The 21,414-nt window shown below is 35.0% G+C and carries 21 protein-coding genes and 1 pseudogene; all 22 read right to left on the reverse strand.

The window, feature by feature from the left end; all coding sequences use genetic code 11:
- Positions 1 to 3 precede the first annotated feature (3 nt).
- On the reverse strand, positions 4 to 147 hold the full coding sequence (locus tag FS935_RS13040) for a YqzL family protein (protein ID WP_146949054.1): 144 nt from the start codon (positions 145 to 147) through the stop codon (positions 4 to 6).
- A gap of 179 nt (positions 148 to 326) precedes the next feature.
- Complete coding sequence (gene era, locus FS935_RS13045) at positions 327 to 1,235, reverse strand: GTPase Era (RefSeq protein WP_146949055.1); 909 nt, start codon at positions 1,233 to 1,235, stop codon at positions 327 to 329.
- Positions 1,228 to 1,641, reverse strand: a pseudogene (locus tag FS935_RS13050) (cytidine deaminase); the annotation flags it as partial. The pseudogene FS935_RS13050 and the gene era, both read right to left, overlap by 8 nt.
- 136 nt (positions 1,642 to 1,777) lie before the next feature.
- Complete coding sequence (locus FS935_RS13055; protein WP_146949057.1) at positions 1,778 to 2,152, reverse strand: diacylglycerol kinase family protein; 375 nt, start codon at positions 2,150 to 2,152, stop codon at positions 1,778 to 1,780.
- The gene (gene ybeY, locus FS935_RS13060; RefSeq protein WP_146949058.1) at positions 2,124 to 2,606 is read right to left on the reverse strand and encodes an rRNA maturation RNase YbeY; all 483 of its coding nucleotides are present in this window, start codon (positions 2,604 to 2,606) and stop codon (positions 2,124 to 2,126) included. The genes FS935_RS13055 and ybeY overlap by 29 nt, the downstream gene beginning before the upstream one ends.
- Positions 2,607 to 2,608: 2 nt before the next feature.
- Positions 2,609 to 4,768 (reverse strand): HD family phosphohydrolase, encoded by a 2,160-nt coding sequence (locus tag FS935_RS13065; RefSeq protein ID WP_146949059.1) that lies wholly within the window; start codon positions 4,766 to 4,768, stop codon positions 2,609 to 2,611.
- 307 nt (positions 4,769 to 5,075) lie between these two features.
- Positions 5,076 to 6,044, reverse strand: a complete 969-nt coding sequence (locus tag FS935_RS13070; protein ID WP_146949060.1) for a PhoH family protein — start codon at positions 6,042 to 6,044, stop codon at positions 5,076 to 5,078.
- A 3-nt stretch (positions 6,045 to 6,047) separates the two neighbouring features.
- Positions 6,048 to 7,235: a sporulation protein YqfD gene (gene yqfD / locus FS935_RS13075; RefSeq protein ID WP_146949061.1), complete on the reverse strand. Its 1,188-nt coding sequence runs from the start codon at positions 7,233 to 7,235 to the stop codon at positions 6,048 to 6,050.
- Between the two features lie 277 nt (positions 7,236 to 7,512).
- On the reverse strand, positions 7,513 to 7,800 hold the full coding sequence (gene yqfC, locus FS935_RS13080) for a sporulation protein YqfC (RefSeq protein ID WP_146949062.1): 288 nt from the start codon (positions 7,798 to 7,800) through the stop codon (positions 7,513 to 7,515).
- A gap of 70 nt (positions 7,801 to 7,870) precedes the next feature.
- Entirely contained in the window at positions 7,871 to 8,410 is a 540-nt protein-coding gene (locus FS935_RS13085) for a YqfB family membrane protein (RefSeq protein ID WP_146949063.1), read from the reverse strand.
- Positions 8,411 to 8,491: 81 nt separating this feature from the next.
- Positions 8,492 to 9,484 carry a flotillin-like protein FloA gene (gene floA, locus FS935_RS13090; protein ID WP_146949064.1) on the reverse strand — a complete coding sequence of 331 codons (993 nt, stop codon included), beginning with the start codon at positions 9,482 to 9,484 and terminating at the stop codon, positions 8,492 to 8,494.
- 73 nt (positions 9,485 to 9,557) lie between these two features.
- Entirely contained in the window at positions 9,558 to 10,874 is a 1,317-nt protein-coding gene (locus tag FS935_RS13095) for an NfeD family protein (protein ID WP_146949065.1), read from the reverse strand.
- Positions 10,875 to 11,556: 682 nt separating this feature from the next.
- On the reverse strand, positions 11,557 to 12,003 hold the full coding sequence (locus FS935_RS13100; protein WP_146949066.1) for a GatB/YqeY domain-containing protein: 447 nt from the start codon (positions 12,001 to 12,003) through the stop codon (positions 11,557 to 11,559).
- A gap of 14 nt (positions 12,004 to 12,017) precedes the next feature.
- Positions 12,018 to 12,191, reverse strand: coding sequence for a 30S ribosomal protein S21 (gene rpsU / locus FS935_RS13105; RefSeq protein ID WP_015595024.1), 174 nt, complete (start codon positions 12,189 to 12,191; stop codon positions 12,018 to 12,020).
- A 207-nt stretch (positions 12,192 to 12,398) separates the two neighbouring features.
- Positions 12,399 to 13,067, reverse strand: a complete 669-nt coding sequence (deoC, locus tag FS935_RS13110) for a deoxyribose-phosphate aldolase (protein ID WP_146949067.1) — start codon at positions 13,065 to 13,067, stop codon at positions 12,399 to 12,401.
- A gap of 249 nt (positions 13,068 to 13,316) precedes the next feature.
- Positions 13,317 to 14,678: a tRNA (N(6)-L-threonylcarbamoyladenosine(37)-C(2))-methylthiotransferase MtaB gene (mtaB, locus tag FS935_RS13115; protein WP_146949068.1), complete on the reverse strand. Its 1,362-nt coding sequence runs from the start codon at positions 14,676 to 14,678 to the stop codon at positions 13,317 to 13,319.
- A gap of 6 nt (positions 14,679 to 14,684) precedes the next feature.
- Positions 14,685 to 15,440, reverse strand: coding sequence for a 16S rRNA (uracil(1498)-N(3))-methyltransferase (locus tag FS935_RS13120; protein WP_146949069.1), 756 nt, complete (start codon positions 15,438 to 15,440; stop codon positions 14,685 to 14,687).
- A 37-nt stretch (positions 15,441 to 15,477) separates the two neighbouring features.
- Positions 15,478 to 16,416 carry a 50S ribosomal protein L11 methyltransferase gene (gene prmA / locus FS935_RS13125; protein ID WP_146949070.1) on the reverse strand — a complete coding sequence of 313 codons (939 nt, stop codon included), beginning with the start codon at positions 16,414 to 16,416 and terminating at the stop codon, positions 15,478 to 15,480.
- 52 nt (positions 16,417 to 16,468) lie between these two features.
- Positions 16,469 to 17,590: a molecular chaperone DnaJ gene (gene dnaJ / locus FS935_RS13130; RefSeq protein ID WP_146949071.1), complete on the reverse strand. Its 1,122-nt coding sequence runs from the start codon at positions 17,588 to 17,590 to the stop codon at positions 16,469 to 16,471.
- 165 nt (positions 17,591 to 17,755) lie between these two features.
- Positions 17,756 to 19,588 (reverse strand): molecular chaperone DnaK, encoded by a 1,833-nt coding sequence (gene dnaK / locus FS935_RS13135; RefSeq protein ID WP_146949072.1) that lies wholly within the window; start codon positions 19,586 to 19,588, stop codon positions 17,756 to 17,758.
- 33 nt (positions 19,589 to 19,621) lie between these two features.
- The gene (gene grpE / locus FS935_RS13140) at positions 19,622 to 20,200 is read right to left on the reverse strand and encodes a nucleotide exchange factor GrpE (protein WP_146949073.1); all 579 of its coding nucleotides are present in this window, start codon (positions 20,198 to 20,200) and stop codon (positions 19,622 to 19,624) included.
- A gap of 111 nt (positions 20,201 to 20,311) precedes the next feature.
- Positions 20,312 to 21,343, reverse strand: coding sequence for a heat-inducible transcriptional repressor HrcA (gene hrcA, locus FS935_RS13145; protein ID WP_146949074.1), 1,032 nt, complete (start codon positions 21,341 to 21,343; stop codon positions 20,312 to 20,314).
- Positions 21,344 to 21,414 lie beyond the last annotated feature (71 nt).

Genomic DNA, 21,414 nt, shown 5'->3' on the forward strand with positions numbered 1-21,414 from the left:
AGATCAGGAAATTGGAAAATCTATTTCAGCTAGTTCATCATCTTGATAATCGGGTCCGTCATCATTCTCCTTTTCCATTTCCTTAAAAAGAAGATACGTATCAATGCTACCTGTTTGTGAAAAAACCTTCCAGGTAAAATCCAACATAAAAAACCCCACCTTTCAGTTGTTAAGACTAGCAAGCAATATCCAATTTCATATATTTATCTTGACCTTTTCTTCTTCATTTCATGTTAAACAATATTTGTTAATCAATTTAATGAATACTCTAAAATCATGAATCTTTGTATAAGGTGCACTAATTTTTCAAAAGTGAATTTCAAATTTTAGTATTCATCGTCTCTAAATCCATAATCACGAAGTTGAGATGCTTTATTTCTCCAGTCTTTTTGAACCTTAACCCATAACTCCAAAAATACTTTTGAACCTAGCAATGCTTCGATATCAACACGAGCTCTTTTTCCCACTTCTTTTAACATACTACCTTGTTTTCCAATGACAATACCTTTTTGCGAGTCGCGCTCAACTATAATGGTTGCACCTACATATATAGATTGATTGTTTTCCCGACGTTCCAGTGTATCCATCACTACAGCAATAGAATGCGGTATCTCTTCCCTCGTTAAATGTAATACCTTTTCTCTAATAAGCTCTGTAATAATAAACCGCTCTGGATGATCTGTTACTTGATCAGCTGGATAATATTGCGGACCTTCTGGAAGAATCATATCAATTTGCTTTAACAAGGTATCGATATTATTACCTTCAAGTGCAGAAATTGGAACTACTTCTTTAAAAGGATACATATCTTTATATTGACTAATTAAAGGCAGTAGTTGGTCAGGATGAATTTGATCAATTTTGTTGATGATTAGAAATACTGGTGTTTTTGTTTCTTTCAGTCTGTCGATGATAAATTCATCACCACGACCAAATCCTTCTTCAGCATTAATCATAAAGAGAATCAAATCAACTTCTTTTAACGTATTCTGAGCGACCTTCATCATAAAGTCTCCAAGTTTATGCTTTGGTTTGTGAATACCTGGAGTGTCTATAAAAATTGTTTGAGAATTGTTTGTTGTGTACACACCTTGGATTTTGTTTCGTGTTGTCTGTGGCTTATCACTCATAATAGCAATTTTTTGACCAATTACACGATTGATGAACGTTGATTTTCCTACGTTTGGTCTTCCAATTATTGAAACAAAACCTGATTTGAATTCATTTTTATTCATGTAAATCCTCCGCTGAAAAAGCACCTGGTAATAATTCTGATACTGTTAATTCCTCTATATCACCTTGTAGGTTAGTTAATATAACTCTCATATCTTTCGGGCAAAGCTCTGCAATAACTTGACGACAGGCCCCACAGGGTGGAACTGGTCTTTTCGTATCCGCAACTACAGCTATCGCCTTATACTGCTTATCTCCTTCTGAGTAAGCTTTAAAAATAGCTGTTCGCTCTGCACAATTACACATACTATATGCAGCATTTTCTATGTTACAGCCTTTATAAATTTTTCCATCATTCGTTATCAAAGCAGCTCCTACTTTAAATTTTGAGTATGGTGTATAAGCCATTTCCCTTGCCGCTTTTGCTTCTTCGATGAGTTGTTCAATGTTCACTAGATTTTCTTCCTTTCTCTTTACCGAATGATGATTCTTCTTATAGTTTACCTAATATCATCATTATTTTCACGTGATTTTGGAAATTGTCATCCAATTGTAAGAATCTTCTGAATTTGTCCACAATACACTAAATAGTGCCTTTTTTGTTTCATATATGTCTTAATAAAAGAATTACTCCAATTATAACCGATAAAATCGCATATACCAAAACAGCTCCTGCTGCAGCATCTTTTGCTGCTTTGGCAATCGGGTTATAATCCTCAGTAATTAAATCTACAACATGCTCAATTGCCGTGTTCATTAACTCTAAAGCAAGCATTCCACCTATTAAAAACAAAATGACTACCCAATCAAACATGGTAAATTTCAGATAAAAACCAAGAATGATCATCAGGCTTGAAATGTAAACATGTATCTGAAAATTCCGCTCAGATTTAAAAGTCTGGAAAATTCCGTTCCAAGCAAATTTAAAACTTTTATAGAAACGCTTCCATTCAGAGGTCTTGGGATCTTTTAAGTCCATAACTATTTAAGATATCCTTTTGTTTAGTAAACATCTCTTTTTCATCTTGTTCATTCATATGATCATAACCTAATAAGTGGAGAAAACCATGGCAAGCTAGAAAACCCAGCTCTCTTATAAACGAATGACCATACTCTTCTGCTTGCTCTTTTGCGCGTTGGATAGAAATGATGATGTCTCCTAACATTGGAGGTTGATCTAACCCGATGATTTCTAGCTCTCCCTCACCCATTTCTTCTAAGGCAAAGGAGATAACGTCAGTCGGTTGATCTTTATCCCGAAATTCACGGTTTACTTCTTGTATACGTTCATTTGTAACGAATGTGACTGATACCTCTGCATCATGTTTTACATTTTCAGTTTCTGCTGCAAACTGCAGAAGATCCTCAACTGTTTTAACCTGTTCTTCTGTTAATTCACTTGTTTCATCTATACTATCGATGATTAGTCTCATCTCTATTTCACCTTCTGTTTTTTTGATAATTCTGGATACTCAATTCTAGAATGAAATATACCTTTAAGTGATTCACAAAATGACTTTGCAATAATATCTAATTCTTTTAATGTTAAATCACACTCATCTAATTGATTATCTTGTAATCTATCTGCGATGATTGATTTAACAAGCTTTTCTATTTTTTCTGGTGTTGGATTTGACATTGAACGAACAGCCGCCTCTACACTATCAGCAATTGATATAATAGCAATTTCCTTTGTTTGTGGCTTAGGTCCTGGATAACGAAATTCATCTTCATAAATTGAATCGTTTGATTCTTTTGCTTGATGGTAGAAATATTTTAATAATGTAGTGCCATGATGTTGTTCAGCAATATCAACAAATTCCTTTGGCATTTTATGTTTTCTGAGCATCTCAACACCATCAGTAACATGCGAAATAATAATATTTTTACTTAATTGTGCTGAAAGCTTATTATGTGGATTTTCAATATTCATTTGATTTTCAATAAAATACTGTGGGCGTTTTGTTTTCCCGATATCATGATAATAAGCAGCTACTCTTGCAAGTAACCCATTTGCTCCGATTGCTTCACATGCTGATTCTGATAAATTTGCTACCATTACACTATGATGATATGTACCAGGTGTCTCAGTTAAAATTTTACGCAGTAATGGATGATTTGGATTCGAAAGTTCAATTAACTTCATAGTAGATAAAATTCCAAAGCCAGTTTCAAAAAACGGCATAAATCCAATTGTTAGAACTGATGACACAAGACCAGAAACACATGCCATTACAAAATAGGAACTAATTTCAACATTTGAATATGATCCGTTCCTTATCAGCATAATAGCTGTTAGAACAATAACATTTATTCCGCCTACAAACAATCCAGCTTGTAATATTTTCGAACGAAGATTATGCTCACCTAAAAATAACACACCCGCGAGACATCCGAATAAGTAGTATACACCTATTGAAAAATTAAAACTACCTGTTATTCCCTCGTTAAAAATTACACTTCCACACACAGCAAAAATCATACTTGTTAAAATGGCTAATCGCTCATTTATTAATAACTTAATCAACATAACTCCCATGGCCACAGGAACTATATAACCGATATGTGTGTAATCAATTTTCTGAAATAAACTTACAATTTTCATTAATAAAATTGTAATAGCAAATATCAAACAGTATAAAAGAAGTGAATTATTTCTCTTTGATATCGGACTATCTTTTTTCTCAAAATAATAAATAACACCAGCCAAAATTAACAAAATGAGTAATGCTAAGCCTAAAAATGGTTTGTATGATTGCTGATCATCAAGTAAACCGACTAACCCAAGCTTTCGGTGAATTTCTCTATTAATTAATTCATCTTCTTCAACCAAAATTTGTCCTTGTTTAATTTGTGCTACTTTGACTGCATCAACTGATTGCTGCCTTTTTTCTTCCGTAGCTTTTAAATCAAATACATAATTAGGAGTAATTGCAAATTTACCTAAAACAGTTGCTGATTGTAATACCTCTGAGCGGAGAGGAGTATATTGCAATTCTTCATCTACTTGCTTTTTAGCTTCAGATAATTGAACAATTGGAATTTCTTTACTCATAATATTATTAACAGCGGTTACAACTGCGTCTTTTGCCATATTTAAATCAGCATCACTAGCTTTTATAAGTGGCAAAAATGTTTCACCAGGTATTTTATCATTTATGGAAGATGTAAGCTTTCCTTGTAATTTCTTAACTTGTTCCTCTGGTGTTAACGTTGATTCTTCTTCATCTACTGCTGGTTTAGTGTCTACCTCATTCTTCACCTCGATAATAGTATCGAAAATAGAAGATATAAGATCTACCTGCTTATCTGTGATCTCTTTTTTTAACACATATTGATCTTCAACTGCATCATATGCTTCTTGCTGCTTTCTCTCCGTTTCTATTTTATCCTCAACAGTAGTTGGCGCATAAATTGTTTGTTCTGATACTGTAAAAAGCTCAATATCCAAGGTCTCAGGCTTAACATTGCTGTAAAGAGCAACAAACAGGATAATAGCTAAAATACCATATAAAAAAATATGAAGAAACTTATGGTCATTAAGTTTCCAAAGTTTACTCGTTTTTTGCTTTTCCTTCTTTGGATTCTTCTTCATAGTAAGCACACCACCCTAAACATCTTCATATAATGATAAACAGTATCTACATACATACTATCTTTCATTATTTCCTTTTATCGAAAAATGTTCAACCTTTAAGACAAAATATGACAAAAAAAGTAGAAAAAAATGAGCTTTCCACCTATTAATAATAGGTAAAAGCTATTACTTTGTATCAATCCTCTTTTATTACATCATTATCATAAAAATAAGATAAGCTATGTTATTCTTCTAATTTCTCTATGTATCGTTTTTAGTCGTAAACTCTAAGAAAAGAAAAGTGACCCGAATTCGGGTCTCCGGGTCACGATCCTTCATTAGTATTTTCATAAGCCGAGATAATTTTGGCTACAAGTGGATGTCTTACAACGTCTGATTGTTCTAGCGTGATGAAGGATATTCCATTTACATCATTAAGAATGCTTTTTGCTACTGATAAACCTGATTTAACTCCCTTTGGTAAATCAACTTGGGTAATATCACCGGTTATAACCATCTTTGAACCAAATCCTAGACGTGTAAGAAACATTTTCATTTGTGCTGGTGTTGTATTTTGAGCCTCGTCCAAAATAACAAAAGCATCGTCTAATGTTCTTCCTCTCATATAAGCCAATGGTGCAATTTCAATTGTTCCTCTTTCAATAAGCCTTTGTGTATGCTCCATACCTAACACATCGTGTAGAGCATCATATAAAGGTCTTAAATAAGGATCAACTTTTTCCTTAAGATCTCCTGGTAAAAATCCAAGACTTTCCCCAGCTTCAACAGCAGGGCGTGTTAAGATTATTCGTTTAATTGATCCAAGCTTCATTGCATTAATTGCCATCACTACAGCTAAGTACGTTTTTCCTGTTCCAGCAGGTCCAATACCAAACACTAGATCCTTGCTTTGAATAGCAGAAACATAATGGCGCTGTCCCAGTGTTTTAACTCGTATCGATTTACCCTTAGCAGTTTTAGCTATTTCTTTGACGTATAACTGTTCGAGCTGATCTAAGCTTTGTTCTTTTGCCATACTAATTGCATAAATCACATCTCGTTCACTTATGTTAATTCCTTTTCGGATGATAACAAGTAGTGATTTTAGAAGATCGTCAACAAGTTTCACATTTTCTGAATCACCTGAAACGAATACTCCTTCACCTCTTGTTACAATTGATACGCTTAATTCTTCTTCAATTCTTTTAAGATGTACATCATTATTCCCAAACAATGCAATAGCTTCATTTGGATTATCTACTGTTTGATTCATTGTCACTAATTCTTCTGGCATTCTTTAGTCTCCCTGAACAATTGGTGTAGTTTTTACAATGTTCTCCAACACTTGGTAAAGAACGGTTAATTTAACTTTACCATTCTCCTTCGTCTCGTGCAAAACTTTTTCTCCAATCACCTTTTCATCTTCCACCAAATTATCCTCAATGTCTTTACGACCTTGGTCAAGAGCTGCTTCTTTTGCTTGCTTAAGTGTATATTTTCTTTCGACCTCTTCTTTTTCAAGATAAGTTTCTTTAAGAAAACCTAATGGTAAAGAAAATCCTAGAAACTTCAGATCGTATATATCATCTTCTAGCTCGTAGGAAGTAAATCCTGATTCACCAAATCCCCAAATCGGGAGTTGAAATGAACCGAATTTAAGGTAAAACTTATCTTTAGTATTCCCAGTTAACACTTGAAAAGTCGTGTTTATTGGGATTGTTATTGTTGATTTATACCAGGTTTCACCGAATATCTCCGCTTTAGCGGCAACTTCCTTTTGATCATCTTCTTTCCCAATTAGACCTGAAACTAAGATTTGCCCTTTATCAACATGTTCATTTAAGGTTGTCACTGGTTGACCTTGTTCAACAAACATTTTTTTAATCACTGCTTCTTTTTTCGCAACAATATGTCGTGGACTAACAAGTTTTTCTTCTTCCGGTTGATTTTTTTCTACAACCTTCAAATGATATGTTGTACCTGTTAGTTCTACACCAACCCAAGTGATTTGCTGAATATTATCTGTTAAGGTTTTCTGAATATCATCTGGATTTTCTACAAAAAATTGAAACTTTCCTGATGTAACCCCAATTCTAGAAAGCTCCTTCTTAATTAAATGCTCAGTCTCAGGCGAAGCACCATCCACTTCAATTCCCCAAATCATATTTGATAAAATAAAAATTAATACAAAGAAGGCGAGAAAACCCATAACAAATCCGTTATTGCGCCAAGAACGCTTCATTAAAAAAGGAAGTCCTAATCTTTTCTCAAATCTACACTTACACTCATTACGTCTTACTACGTCTCTTAAGGCATGTACATCTTGAAGTCGAATGAAAAAACTTAAACCATCTACTCCGCTTCTATGTACATTCCACACAGCTATATTAGATCGTATGCAATCATTTAGAAACCTTTCAGTACCTCTTCCCTCGATACTTACTTTTAATATGCCAAATAAGTAACTCGTCCATTGATTTTTCATAATTCATCCCCCTATTAAAAAACGAATGATAGTAATGGAATGTGTGTCTGCTGTGAAATTTACAGCAGACAATTTTATTCCTACCTGATGAAAGGCTACTTTCGCAAAAAATTGTTTATTTATAATTCATTGCTTTTTTACGTTTTAGCCTTTTGCTTTAAGCGCTTTACCTGATTATGCTTTATATAACATTTGATTCCTTTGGTAAATTCATTTCGAATTCATTCGTTAAAACAACAATTTTTGAGAAAAGAGCCTAGAAAATTTATGGAGCACCTTACGTAGCATCCAGATAGAGAACTTGATCTATCTTTCCTTCTAGTAGAATTTCTTCCGGTAGAATCGTCTTTATGACAAAGGCTTCACCTTTAATTAAAAGTTGACCTTGTTTTAACAGAAGACGTAGTTCCGTATCAGTAAACGTAAGAAGTCCTCGATGATTTTCTATGTAAATATGAATCTGTCCAACCATCGTTATTCTAGGAAGATCCATCATGACATCGGGCGGTAGTTCGATTGTGTTGGTAATCCATCTTGTTAGTTGCTGGCGCCATTTTTTTGCCATAAAAAAAGACCCCCTTTCATCTCATATGTATGAGAGAAAAGTGAGTCTTATAACATCATTATTTGAGAAGTTAAAAATGTCTTCTATTTCTTGTGTAATGAGGATTTTTTGCTCTTGATGGTCCGAGTACTTCACTCCAAATAACACCTTGTACTGCTTTTTGTTGATCGATTAAAAGTGTGTTCCTTTTTATATTACCTTTTATTTTAGGTGTAGTCTCTTTTACAACACTACGAACCCTTTTTGGTTCTTCCTTAATGATTTCAACATGCTCGACCTTATCAAATGATTCTACTTTCATTTTCTCATAAGCCTCTTGAACAGTTTGAAGAGAAGGCTTTTGTTCCCTTTTCCTTGTTTCAACAGTTGTCATAACAGGCTTTGGATTTGATCTTGTAGATGGTCTTGTGTTTGGCCTTGGGCTTGGATTTCGCCTTGGACTTGGGCGTGTATGATCATTTTGTCTTGGTTCAATATGTGTTGGACGTTCTGTTGGACTTTCAGGCTTCTTCTTACTTGCATCCTCTTTTCCAGAGGTAAAGATTCTCGAAAATAACCAAGCAAGAAATGCCCATACTATTGGATTTCCAAATATATCTGATATATCCATTTATTTCTCCCTCCTTATAATGAGGAAAAGATGAGTTTGATGGATATCATCAAACCCACTTACTTGTTAATAGCTTAATGATTAATATTCCTCGTGATCATTACTATTTTGATTTGTTTTACCAATTGAATCTCTCATATCAGTGTCTGCTGAGATATTCTTTATGTTCATATAATCCATTACGCCAATGTTTCCAGAACGAAGCGCTTCAGCCATTGCAAGAGGTACTTTCGCTTCTGCTTCAACAACCTTCGCTTTCATTTCTTGAACACGTGCAATCATTTCTTGTTCTTGTGCTACAGCCATTGCTCTTCTTTCTTCCGCTTTCGCTTGAGCAATTTTCTTGTCTGCTTCAGCTTGCTCTGTTTGTAGCTCAGCACCAATGTTTTTACCGATATCAACATCAGCAATATCTATCGACAGAATTTCAAATGCTGTACCAGAATCCAGCCCTTTTCCTAAAACAGTTTGAGAAATTAAATCAGGATTTTCTAATACCTTTTTATGATTATCAGATGAACCAATAGTACTTACAATACCCTCACCAACACGCGCGATGATTGTATCTTCACCCGCACCACCAACTAGGCGTTCAATGTTTGCTCTAACTGTGATTCTAGCTTTTGCTTTTACTTCGATCCCGTCCATTGCAACACCGGCAATAAATGGTGTTTCAATTACTTTAGGATTAACACTCATTTGTACAGCTTCTAATACATCACGGCCTGCTAAATCAATAGCAGCACAGCGCTCAAACGTTAATTCAATATTTGCTCTCTCAGCAGCAATAAGTGCATTAACTACTCGGTCAACATTACCACCTGCTAGATAGTGACTTTCCAGTTGGTTAGTTGTTACATCTAACCCAGCTTTATGAGCCTTGATTAATGGGTTAACTACTCGACTCGGGATAACTCTTCGTAATCTCATCCCAATTAATGTGAAAATACTTACCTTTACTCCTGCTGCTAGTGCAGAGATCCAGAGAGCAATTGGTACAAATGTAAAGAAAACACCTAAAAAGATTAAACCTAATATAACAAGTCCTAATACTAAAATTGCTGAAGCATCCATTGTTTTCCTCCTAATAAAAATGATAAGCCTGACATGTAAGAAGTAATAACCTCTTTAATTGTTGAACTAACCTCTATAATTCTCTCACAACAATACGTGAGCCTTCAACCTTCACTACCTTTACTTTTTGTCCTTTATTAATATAACTACCTTCAGTTACAACATCCAAGCGTTCATCACCTATTATTGCAGTACCTGCTGGTCTCAGTGTGGTCAATGCAACACCTTCGACATTTATTAATTCGTTTCTCGTTTTACTTGAAACATAGCCACTTTCAGTATTTGTTGAGTCACGCAAAATTAATCGTTTAAAAATATTCATACGTTTTCCAAACACCTTTACTAATAAGATAGAAACAAGAACGGACACAGCAAAAGCAATCAATAGTGAGATCGTCATTTGTATGAAATTACCTGAAGCGATGTAAAGACTTCCGATCACGCTTGCAAAGCCCAATATCCCCATTATACCACCCGGTACAAATAATTCAGCTATTATTAAGATGATTCCTAAAATAAATAGGAGTAGAGACTCTAGTCCCGCAAGTCCTGCCACTAAATGTCCATAGAAAAATAGTAATAAAGATGCTAAACCCATAAAACCTGGAATTCCAAAACCAGGTGAATAAAGCTCGACAACAAGTCCTATACTTCCAATTGAAAGTAAAATTGGAACAACAACTGGATTTGTAATAAATCTTGCTACTTTCTCAGCAAAACTTTCCTCAGCCTCTAATATTGTTGCATTGGATAAATTCAGCTGATTTAATAAATCCTTTCTGCCCTCTGCAACTCCTTCAGCATATCCAACCTGTACTGCTTGCTTCGTTTCTAAAGTTAATAAATCACCTTTGCCAGCACCAAACTCAGGAACATCAACATCTTTATCAACCATTGCTAATGCATATTTAGGATCACGACCATTTCGTTCTGCTGATTCTCTCATTTCAGATAACCATAATGATTGCGCTTTATCATCAGCGGCGTTACCATCACCAGTAATAACAGCTGCAGATCCCATTTGACTACCTGGAACCATATAGATTTGGTCTGCATTTAATGCAATATAAGCTCCTGCAGAAATTGCTCTTCTGTTTATAAAAGCTGTTATTGGGATATCACTTGATCTCAAGGTATCCGCAATCTCCATTGCACCATCTACTGCACCGCCTAGTGTATCAATCTCAAGGATTATATGGTCAACACCCTGTTCTTTAGCATCAGTAATATTTCGTTCAATATATTGCGAAAGTCCCTTTTCAACTGTGTCTTCTAAAGGAATAATATACACTTTTTGATTTGAATCAGCTTTTAATTCATTATTAAAACCAGTAAAAACACTTAAAACCAGACCCATAATAATCATGAGCAAGAAAAAATACTTTCTCATCGTTTACCTCCTTCCTAATCTGCATAATCTTAATACGTATATGATACCTAATTAGTTTCATACTTTTATTATTAATTTTATTTACAAGAGCTATTCTCATAAACATTAGGGTTTAAAATTCTAAAGGATACAGCACCATATCGAATATAGCGGAAGAATCTTTTCTACAAGAAAACGTACCTTCTAAAAATAAGGTGCATAAACATTGTTAATGATTTTCGTTAAAGGCATTCAACTAAGTGCGATAACTCAACATTAAGCTATCATAGCCTAAGCTAAGAACTCTAACAAATAACCTTCCTAGTATTTACTTTGTTTTAAAATTCAAGTCTCACTATGTAAGAAAAAATCAAGCGCCTTTGTTGGCTTAGGGAGATAATCTAACGTTTGATAGACAATAAGCATTAGATTTTCTTCAATGCTAAGACCAACACAAAAACTAAATACAAGTTTTATTCTTATTTAGTCATAATAAAAGGCTGTTTTTGCAAACTTATACTTATAAATACCCAAAGAAATCAGCATTGTAATAAGTCTAGTGGCATCTTTTCTTCATAAAATAGTAGGCTTATATGCGAAAACACACTGGTTCTCCTGCATATTTTGGTTACATAGCAACAATCTTTCAGAAAAGAGCCTAATAAAAAGACATCTTGCATTTTATACAAGATGTCTTAATTATTTATGATAGCTGCTGTAGCACAAGCTTATTTACAAGACTTCCGTCTGCTTTACCTTTAACTTTGGGCATGAGTGCTCCCATAACTTTCCCCATATCCGCCTTAGAAGTTGCATTTACATCTAAAATCGTTTGTTTAACAATCTCAGAAACTTCTTCTTCGGAAAGCTGTTCAGGCATATAATCGACTAATATATCGATCTCTGCTTGTGTTTTTTCAACTAAGTCCAAACGATCAGCATTTTTAAATTCTAGGAGGGAGTCTTTACGTTGTTTAAGTTCGCGAGAAAGCACTGTCAATTCTTCTTCATTAGACAATTCAGCATGACTAGACTTTATTGCTTCATTTTGTAAAGCAGCCTTAACCATACGAATGACAGCTAGTTTGTCTTTTTCTTTGTTTTTCATCGCTTGTTTCATATCTTGATTCAATTGTTCAAGAAGACTCATACGTACACCCTCTTTTAGAATTTGCGCTTTCTAGCTGCTTCAGACTTTTTCTTACGCTTTACGCTAGGCTTTTCATAGAATTCACGCTTTCTAGCTTCTTGTATTGTACCACTTTTAGATACAGTACGTTTAAAACGACGAAGAGCATCTTCAAGCGACTCGTTTTTACGAACGACCGTTTTTGACATTCTCTTTCCCTCCCTCCGAATACAACCAATCGACATCTTTAAATAAAACATGCTATAACAAAACATGTACTTTGCCATTATAATATAAGGTATTATATAGGTCAACTGATATAGCAAAAACTTATTACTTTATTAAGTTGTCTAAATAATACATTTATTCTATGTTTAGTGAAGAAAAACGTTTGTGCTTATAACATAGCATTAAACTTAGTAATCTGAATTTGAAACTTCACCCTTACTAATTGCAACACCTGAACTAGCACCAATACGTGTAGCTCCTGCTTTTATTAATGCTTCTGCACCCTCAGTGTCTCTTACTCCACCAGAAGCTTTAACACCTATATCAGGTCCTACAGTTTTTCTCATAAGAGCGATATCCTCAACAGTTGCTCCACCAGTCGAAAATCCTGTTGATGTTTTAACAAAATTTGCACCTGCTTGAACTGCTATTTTACAAGCTCTAATTTTTTCTTCTTCATTTAGTAAACTCGTTTCAATAATGACCTTTGACAATGCTTTATTTCCAGCTGCTTTAACAACTGCTTCAATATCACGCTTTACTAAATCATCATTTTTATCCTTTAATGCAGCGATATTGATCACCATATCAACTTCAGTTGCCCCATTTTCAATTGCATTTGTTGTTTCAAAGGCTTTTGTTTCAGGTGTGTTTGCACCTAACGGAAACCCAATAACTGTACAAACTTTTACATCTGTTCCTTTTAAATGCTCAGCTGCTAAACTAACCCATGTAGGATTAACACAAACAGAAGCAAATTGATATTCCTTAGCTTCTTGACATAGTGTTTCGATTACATCTCTTGTTGTATCTGCTTTTAAAGCTGTATGATCTATCATGTTTGCTATCTTTGACATATGTATCACATCTCCTTAACCTATAGTTGTCCGACCTCTTACATCTTATCATTTTACATAAATAAAAACGAGTACAAATTTAATTTGTACTTATAACTATTTTTTTAGTCATTTATAAATGGTTACCAATAAATCATTCTATTTACCTCACTATTGAACATAGCTCCATAGAAAAAAGGATTAGCAGATGCCAACCCTTTTTTCTATTTATATTATTGATCACCATTTCAGGCATCAATTTTCAATTATTTAAGATGTTAACCGTATATCTCCGCTAATTTCCAATTGTTCGTTCATTACTTTTACAAATTGGCCCTCGTTATATGGATAGCCTGCTCTTGTTATTTTAACTTTTACAATTTTGCCTATCATCTCATCATTTGCAGGAAATACTACCTTTAAATAATTATCTGTATAACCAACATATAGATCATTATTAGATTCCTTATTGAATTTCTCTTCAGGAATAACCTCTAGTACTTCATCTTCAAATTGTGATGCATATTGCTTTGCTAATTGATCGGAAAGCTCTATTAAGCGATGAACTCGGTTGTTTTTCACTTCTTCATCTACTTGATCATCCATACGCGCAGCAGGTGTTCCTGTGCGTTTTGAATACGGAAAAACATGTAGCTCAGAAAACTGATATTTTTTTATAAAATTAAAAGTTTCCATAAACTCTTCTTCTGTTTCTCCAGGGAATCCTACAATAACATCTGAAGTGATGGCTAAACCAGGTAAAGCTTCTTTTAGACGATCTAATCTCTCTGCAAAGAATTCCATTGTATATTTTCTACGCATACGTTTCAATACAGTATCAGAACCAGATTGAATTGGAATGTGTAGATGTCTTACTACTTTATCTGATTTTTTCAGAACATCGATAACATCATCTGAAATTTGACTCGCTTCAATTGACGAAATTCGGATTCTCTTCAAACCTTCTACCTGTTCATCAAGATCACGTAATAGCATCGCTAAATTATAATCCTTTAAGTCTTCCCCATATCCACCTGTGTGAATACCTGTTAACACGATTTCCTTATAACCAGCATTCACAAGCTGCTGTGCTTGTGCTACAACCTCTTTAGGATCACGAGATCTCATTAAACCACGTGCCCATGGAATAATACAAAATGTACAGAAATTATTACAACCTTCTTGAATCTTTAAAGATGCTCTTGTACGATCTGTAAATGAAGGCACATCAAGTTCTTCATATACACGTGTTTTCATAATATTTCTAACACCATTGATTGGTTGACGCTCTTCTTTAAACTGTTCGATATACTCAAGCATTTTTGTGCGGTCTTGTGTACCTACAACAATATCAACACCCGGAATCGCCATTATCTCCGCAGGTGAGGTTTGAGCATAACAACCTGTTACACAAATAACTCCATCAGGATTTTTACGAATCGCACGACGAATAACCTGTCTGCTTTTTTTATCACCGGTATTTGTAACAGTACATGTATTAATAACGTACACATCTGCAACACGTTCATATTCAGTACGATCATAGCCTGCATCTTTAAACAACTGCCATATTGCTTCTGTTTCATAATGATTTACTTTACAACCTAATGTATGAAATGCAACTGTAGGCATTATACCTCACCTCAATAATTCGAAATAATAAGAAACCGCTGATAATAAATATAATGGAGCAGTTTCAGTTCTTAATATTCTTGGACCAAAACTACATATATAAAAACCCTGCTCTTCAAGCTTTTTTACCTCTTGCTCGGTTAATCCGCCTTCAGGTCCAAAAACTGCCAACAAAGAAGCACCGTCATTTAATTGATCAAATGCCTGAACTAAGTTTTTCTTTTCACCTTGTTTTGCTGATTCTTCATAAGCAACTATTTTCACATCATAGCTATTTGAATTCTTTAATAATGAATCAAACGAACTAGGTTCTGAAACGGTTGGAATAAGATTTCGATATGATTGCTCTGAAGCTTCTTTCGCAATTTTCTCCCAACGTTCAACCTTTTTCCCAACCTTTTTCGGCTCTAGTTTTACTATTGAACGAGCAGCATTAAAAGGGATAAATGAAGAAGCACCTAACTCGGTGCCTTTTTGAATAATCCATTCAAGCTTATCCCCTTTAGGCAACCCGCTCGCAATGGTTATAGAAACAGGTAATTCACGATTCACTGTCATCCATTCTAATACAGAACAATTCACCTGGTCATTGGTAAATTCAACTATTTCACAAAGAGCCTCAAAACCATCACTTGTACAACAGACAATTTTGCTTCCAGGCTGCATACGTAAAACACGTGTTATATGATGAACATCATCACCTGTAACCATAATATTCGATTCTACATTTGCTTTTTCTTCATTAATAAAATACCTTTGCACCGCAGCCACCTTAGTTCCTGGGGGTCAGACCCCTTATTTATTTCTTTTTAGCAATAAACGCTACCCAGTCTTCCATTACCATTGTTTCTTCTATCGTAAATCCAGCATTTATAAGTGCATCTTTCACTTCTTGTTTTTTATTTTGGATAATGCCTGATGTTATAAATGTTCCATCTTTTTTTAGTGCATCATATGCTTGATCTATAAAGCGAACAATAATTTCAGCAAGAATGTTAGACACAATTAAATCTACAGGACCTTCAACACCATCTAACAAATTATTTTGTGAAACTGAAACAATTTGTTGTACTTTATTTAATTTACAATTTAAGCGGGCACTATCAACTGCAACCTGATCTAAATCATAAGCTTCGATATGTTTAGCACCAAGTAACCCAGCGGCAATGCTTAATACACCTGATCCTGTACCAACATCAATGACTGTATCATCTTTTTGAACAGTTCTCTCTAGCGCCTGTATACACAGCACTGTTGTAGGATGTGTTCCAGTTCCAAATGCCATTCCTGGATCAAGCTCAATAATTAATTCATCAGAACTAACTGGTTCATATATTTCCCAAGTTGGCACAATGGTGAATTTTTCAGAAATTTTCACAGGGTGATAGTATTTTTTCCATGCAGTTGCCCATTCTTCTTCATTCACTTCACTGATCGTAATATGATTTTTCCCTAAATCAATATCAAAAACTAACAGATTATTGATTGATGCTTTTATGCCATCAACTGTTTCTCCTAAAAAGCTATTCACTGGTAAATAAGCTTTAACAAGTACACCTTCTTCAGGATAATCAGTTGGATCAAGTTGGTAGATTTCACCTAAGGCAGTGCTCCGTTCTTTTATTAAATCGGCAAGATCTTCAATAACAACGCCACTTGCTCCAGCCTCATGCAATATATTTGAAATGGGTTCTACTGCTTCTTGTGTTGTGTGAATACTTAATTCTGACCACTTCATATCTACCAACTCCAATCCTTCTATCTTTCATTTGTCCATTAATAAAGAAAAATTATTCTCCTTTAAAAGCACGCTTTACTTTATCAAAAAAGCTTTCTTCATGCTCATCAGGAGTCGTTCCATTGATTTCAGCAAATTCTCTTAATAAATCTTTTTGTTTCTCTGTTAGATTTGTTGGCGTTAAGACACGTAAGATAACGTATTGATCACCTTGACCGTAACCTCTAACATTTGGCACACCTTTGTTTGTTAAACGGAACTTCTTGCCTGTTTGTGTACCTGCAGGAACTTTTAGTTTTACTTTACCATGTAGTGTTGGTACTTCTATTTCATCACCAAGTGCAGCTTGAGCAAATGTTAATGGCATTTCACAATAAATGTCATCTCCATCTCTTTCAAAAAACTCATGCTCTCTTACATGGAATACTACGTAAAGATCTCCAGGAGGCCCCCCATTAACACCAGGTTCACCTTGTCCTGATACTCGTAATTGCTGACCATCATCTACACCTGCTGGAATTTTAACTGAAATTGTTTTACGTTTTTTCACTTTTCCAGTTCCACGGCAAGTTCCACATTTGTGTTTGATCATCTTACCAGTACCTTCACAGTGGTGACATACTCGGCGATTGACAATACGTCCAAATGGACTATTTTGTTCAACACTTAATTGACCGCTTCCACCACAGTGTGTACATGTTTCTGGCTTCGTTCCTTTTTGAGCCCCAGATCCATCACATGTTTCACAAGTTTCTTCACGAGGAATTTCAATTGTTGTATCTTTTCCAAATACCGCTTCTTCAAAATTTAACGTCATCGTGTATTGTAAATCCGCACCTTGTCGTGGTGCATTTGGATCTCGTCTTCTCGTGCCACCGCCAAAGATTGAGCTAAAAATATCTTCAAAGCCAAAGCCTTCGCCACCGAATCCAGCTCCACCACCAAAGCCTTGGTTAGGATCCGTATGTCCAAATTGATCATAATGAGATTTCTTTTGATCGTCACTTAATGTTTCATAAGCTTCTGTAATCTCTTTAAATTTGTCCACAGCATCTGCTTCTTTATTAATATCAGGATGATATTGTTTAGAAAGCTTTCGATATGCTTTTTTTATCTCATCTTTACCCGCGTTCTTACTTAACCCGAGGACTTCATAGTAATCACGCTTGCTCATAGATTCTCACTCCCGATTTTTCTCACATAAGGTAAATTGTATCACTCTAAAGGAAGGAAAAGCAACATATAGTTGTGCTCCATGTTTAACGAATAACAAGTTTTCCTTTATCAAAAAAAGTCAAAGTCAAGACAAGCCTGACTTTGACTTTCACCTTACTGCGACTTATTTTTTGTCGTCATCTTTAACTTCTTCGAATTCAGCATCTACAACATCATCATCGTTGTTTTTCCCAGCTTCTCCACCTTGTTGTGCCTGAGCTTGCTGTGCTGCTTCTTCATAAAGCTTCATTGAAAGTTCTTGAACAATTGTTTGAAGCTCGTCTTTTTTCGCTTTGATTTCTTCTAATTCATTCTTTTCAATCGCAGCTTTTAAAGCGTCTTTAGCTTCATTTGCTTTTGTTACTTGCTCTTCGTCAACTTTGCCTTCAAGATCTTTTAATGTTTTCTCAGTTTGGAAAACTAATTGATCTGCTTCATTGCGAAGCTCAACTTCTTCCTTACGTTGTTTATCAGCATCAGCATTTTCTTCTGCTTCTTTAACCATACGTTCGATTTCATCATCTGATAAACCAGTATTTGATTTGATTGTAATAGCTTGCTCTTTGTTTGTGCCTAAATCTTTTGCACGAACATTAACAATACCATTTTTATCAATATCAAATGATACTTCAATTTGAGGTACTCCACGTGGTGCTGGAGGAATATCAGTTAATTGGAAACGACCTAATGTTTTGTTATCTGCTGACATTGGGCGCTCACCTTGTAATACATGAATATCTACTGCTGTTTGGCTATCAGCTGCTGTAGAGAAAGTTTGTGATTTACTAGTTGGAATTGTTGTATTTCTTTCAATAAGCTTTGTAAACACTCCACCCATTGTTTCAATTCCTAGTGAAAGTGGTGTTACGTCAAGTAACACAACGTCTTTTACATCACCAGTAATAACTCCACCTTGAATTGATGCACCAAGTGCAACAACTTCATCAGGATTTACACCTTTATGAGGCTCTTTGCCAAGTGCTTTTTTAATCGCTTCTTGTACAGCTGGGATACGTGTTGATCCACCAACAAGGATTACTTTATCAATTTCATTAGCTGAAAGACCTGCATCACTAAGTGCTTGACGAACAGGTCCCATTGTTCTTTCTACTAAACCTGATGAAAGCTCATCAAATTTCGCACGAGAAAGGCTAACTTCTAAGTGAAGTGGTCCTGCTTCTCCAGCTGTAATGAATGGTAAAGAAATTTGAGTTGAAGTTACACCTGAAAGATCTTTTTTCGCTTTTTCTGCTGAATCTTTTAAACGTTGTAACGCCATTTTATCTTTAGAAAGATCAATGCCGTTTTCTTTTTTAAATTCAGCTACTAAATAATCAATAATAACTTGGTCAAAGTCATCTCCACCAAGACGATTATCACCAGCTGTTGAGCGTACTTCAAATACACCATCACCAAGTTCAAGTACTGATACGTCAAACGTACCGCCACCTAAATCATAAACTAGGATTGTTTGGTCTTCATCTGTTTTATCTAAACCATATGCTAAAGCAGCTGCCGTTGGTTCGTTAATAATACGTTCAACTTCTAAGCCAGCGATCTTACCTGCATCTTTAGTTGCTTGACGCTCAGCATCATTAAAATATGCTGGAACTGTAATAACAGCTTTAGTAACAGGCTCTCCTAAATATTCTTCTGCATAAGATTTTAAATGTTGAAGAATAATTGCTGAAATTTCTTGAGGAGTAAAGTTTTTATCCTCTACTTCAACTTTGTAGTCAGTACCCATATGGCGTTTAACTGACATAATCGTATTTGGGTTAGTAATAGATTGACGTTTTGCAACCTCACCAACTTGACGTTCGCCGTTTTTGAAAGCAACAACAGAAGGAGTTGTACGATTACCTTCTGGATTTGGGATCACTTTTGGTTCTCCGCCTTCTAATACTGCGACACATGAGTTTGTTGTACCTAAGTCGATACCGATAATTTTACTCATAATATAGAACCTCCTAATATGTAAGATTATTTTTTATTGATTGACTTTCACCATTGCAGGTCGAATAACTCGATCCTTTAATTTGTATCCTTTTTGAAGCTCTTCAACAACAGTATTTGAGTCGAAATTTTCATCCTCTACTTGCATGACTGCTTGATGTAGATGTGGATCAAACTCTTCTCCTACTGATTTAATTGTTTCAACACCTTCATTTTGTAAAGCTTGAACTAATTGATTATAAACCATATTCATACCTTGTAGCAGCGATTTTGTTTGTTCATTGGCTGCTTCTATTTGTAACGCTCTATCAAAACTATCTAGAGCAGGTAAGATTTCAGATACTAAGCTTTGTGCGCGGTATTTTTTAGCAGCTTCTTGATCTAAGCGACTACGTCTTTTAAAATTGTCGAAGTCCGCTTGAGCACGAAGCATTTTATTTTCAGTTTCGTCCAGCTTTGCTTGAAGCTCTGCAATTTTAGCTGTTGATTCATCAACTTCTTCTGACGTCTCTTCAACAACAACATCATCTGCATCAAGTATTTCAACTTCTGCTTCAGTATTGACATTTTCTACTGTTTCCTCTTGTTCTGCAACGTTTTTTTCATTTGACACGATATTCACCTCCCTTAAAGTAAGTAGTATTTATCATTATGGTTAATCTATCATTTAAGCATGGCAATCGGATGGAATATCTCTATCCCATCCACTACAATATAGCCAAGCTTATGATTCATGATACAAATCTGTTAACGTTTTGGACAAATCATTTGTCATTCGCGTTAATAAACTTACTACTCGTGAATACTCCATTCTTGTTGGCCCCAGAACAGCAATTGTACCTAACTTTTGTGTTCCTAATGAATATGTCGCTGTAATTAAGCTACAATTCTCCATTGCCATATTATCATTTTCTTTACCAATTTTAATAGAAATTCCCGGATGATTAGATTTTAATAATCCATAAAGCTGATCTTCATGCTCAATCATCGTTAATAATGATCGAATTCGACCAATATCAGCAAACTCTGGTTGGCTAAGCATATTTGTTTTGCCACCAAAATAAATCTTTTCACTAGCATCCATCGTTAATGAGCCAGCCATCATTTTAAGGAGAATATCATAGTTATCAATATGATCTTTTAATACAGTTACAACCTCTTTATAGATTTTATCCTGTAAATCAACCAATGGAACTCCTGATAATCTTTCATTTAAAATGTTAACCATTTTCTCAATTTCACTTGGATCAAGCGCACCTGGGAAAGTAATTGTCCGATTTTCAACATGTCCTGTATTGGTAACAATGATAGCTACTGCTGTTTCATAATTAATAGGTACAATTTGAATACGTTTCAAGCGATTCTCATTCACCTTAGGACCTAAAACAATTGATGTATAGTTGGTCAAATCTGACAAAATCTGCGCCGATTTCTGTACAACCTTTTCCAATTCAAAAATTTTCTCAGCGTAAATCGACTTAATTTGAGAAACCTCTGTTTTTGTCAAACGTTGTGGTGCCAGCAGATGGTCAACATAATATCTATAGCCCTTTTCTGACGGAACACGACCTGAAGAGCTATGAGTTTTTTCAATAAATCCTAAATCCTCTAAATCAGCCATATCATTTCTAATTGTAGCAGAACTAAACGTAATTTCGTCTTTTTTTGCTAATGTTCGAGAACCGACTGGCTGTGCTGAATGGATAAAATCATCAATAATTACTTGAAGTATCAATAATTGGCGATCTGTAAGCAACTATTCATCACCTCTGTTAGCACTCTATACAAGCGAGTGCTAAATATATATAAAAAGTTATCAAAACCGAA

Source organism: Metabacillus litoralis (assembly GCF_007994985.1).
Taxonomy (GTDB): Bacteria; Bacillota; Bacilli; order Bacillales; family Bacillaceae; genus Metabacillus; species Metabacillus litoralis.

Bases quoted from the DNA above. Each gene is read 5' to 3' on its own strand.
- FS935_RS13100 (WP_146949066.1), bottom strand. From the start codon at position 12,003: ATGAGTCTTCTTGAACAATTGAATCAAGATATGAAACAAGCGATGAAA.
- floA (WP_146949064.1), bottom strand. From the start codon at position 9,484: ATGGATGCTTCAGCAATTTTAGTATTAGGACTTGTTATATTAGGTTTA.
- FS935_RS13065 (WP_146949059.1), bottom strand. From the start codon at position 4,768: ATGAAGAAGAATCCAAAGAAGGAAAAGCAAAAAACGAGTAAACTTTGG.
- FS935_RS13095 (WP_146949065.1), bottom strand. From the start codon at position 10,874: ATGAGAAAGTATTTTTTCTTGCTCATGATTATTATGGGTCTGGTTTTA.
- FS935_RS13085 (WP_146949063.1), bottom strand. From the start codon at position 8,410: ATGGATATATCAGATATATTTGGAAATCCAATAGTATGGGCATTTCTT.
- prmA (WP_146949070.1), bottom strand. From the start codon at position 16,416: ATGAAGTGGTCAGAATTAAGTATTCACACAACACAAGAAGCAGTAGAA.
- dnaJ (WP_146949071.1), bottom strand. From the start codon at position 17,590: ATGAGCAAGCGTGATTACTATGAAGTCCTCGGGTTAAGTAAGAACGCG.
- deoC (WP_146949067.1), bottom strand. From the start codon at position 13,067: ATGTCAAAGATAGCAAACATGATAGATCATACAGCTTTAAAAGCAGAT.
- ybeY (WP_146949058.1), bottom strand. From the start codon at position 2,606: ATGAGACTAATCATCGATAGTATAGATGAAACAAGTGAATTAACAGAA.
- yqfD (WP_146949061.1), bottom strand. From the start codon at position 7,235: ATGAAAAATCAATGGACGAGTTACTTATTTGGCATATTAAAAGTAAGT.
- era (WP_146949055.1), bottom strand. From the start codon at position 1,235: ATGAATAAAAATGAATTCAAATCAGGTTTTGTTTCAATAATTGGAAGA.
- yqfC (WP_146949062.1), bottom strand. From the start codon at position 7,800: ATGGCAAAAAAATGGCGCCAGCAACTAACAAGATGGATTACCAACACA.
- dnaK (WP_146949072.1), bottom strand. From the start codon at position 19,588: ATGAGTAAAATTATCGGTATCGACTTAGGTACAACAAACTCATGTGTC.
- FS935_RS13040 (WP_146949054.1), bottom strand. From the start codon at position 147: ATGTTGGATTTTACCTGGAAGGTTTTTTCACAAACAGGTAGCATTGAT.
- FS935_RS13055 (WP_146949057.1), bottom strand. From the start codon at position 2,152: ATGGACTTAAAAGATCCCAAGACCTCTGAATGGAAGCGTTTCTATAAA.
- FS935_RS13070 (WP_146949060.1), bottom strand. From the start codon at position 6,044: ATGCCAGAAGAATTAGTGACAATGAATCAAACAGTAGATAATCCAAAT.
- mtaB (WP_146949068.1), bottom strand. From the start codon at position 14,678: ATGCCTACAGTTGCATTTCATACATTAGGTTGTAAAGTAAATCATTAT.
- rpsU (WP_015595024.1), bottom strand. From the start codon at position 12,191: ATGTCAAAAACGGTCGTTCGTAAAAACGAGTCGCTTGAAGATGCTCTT.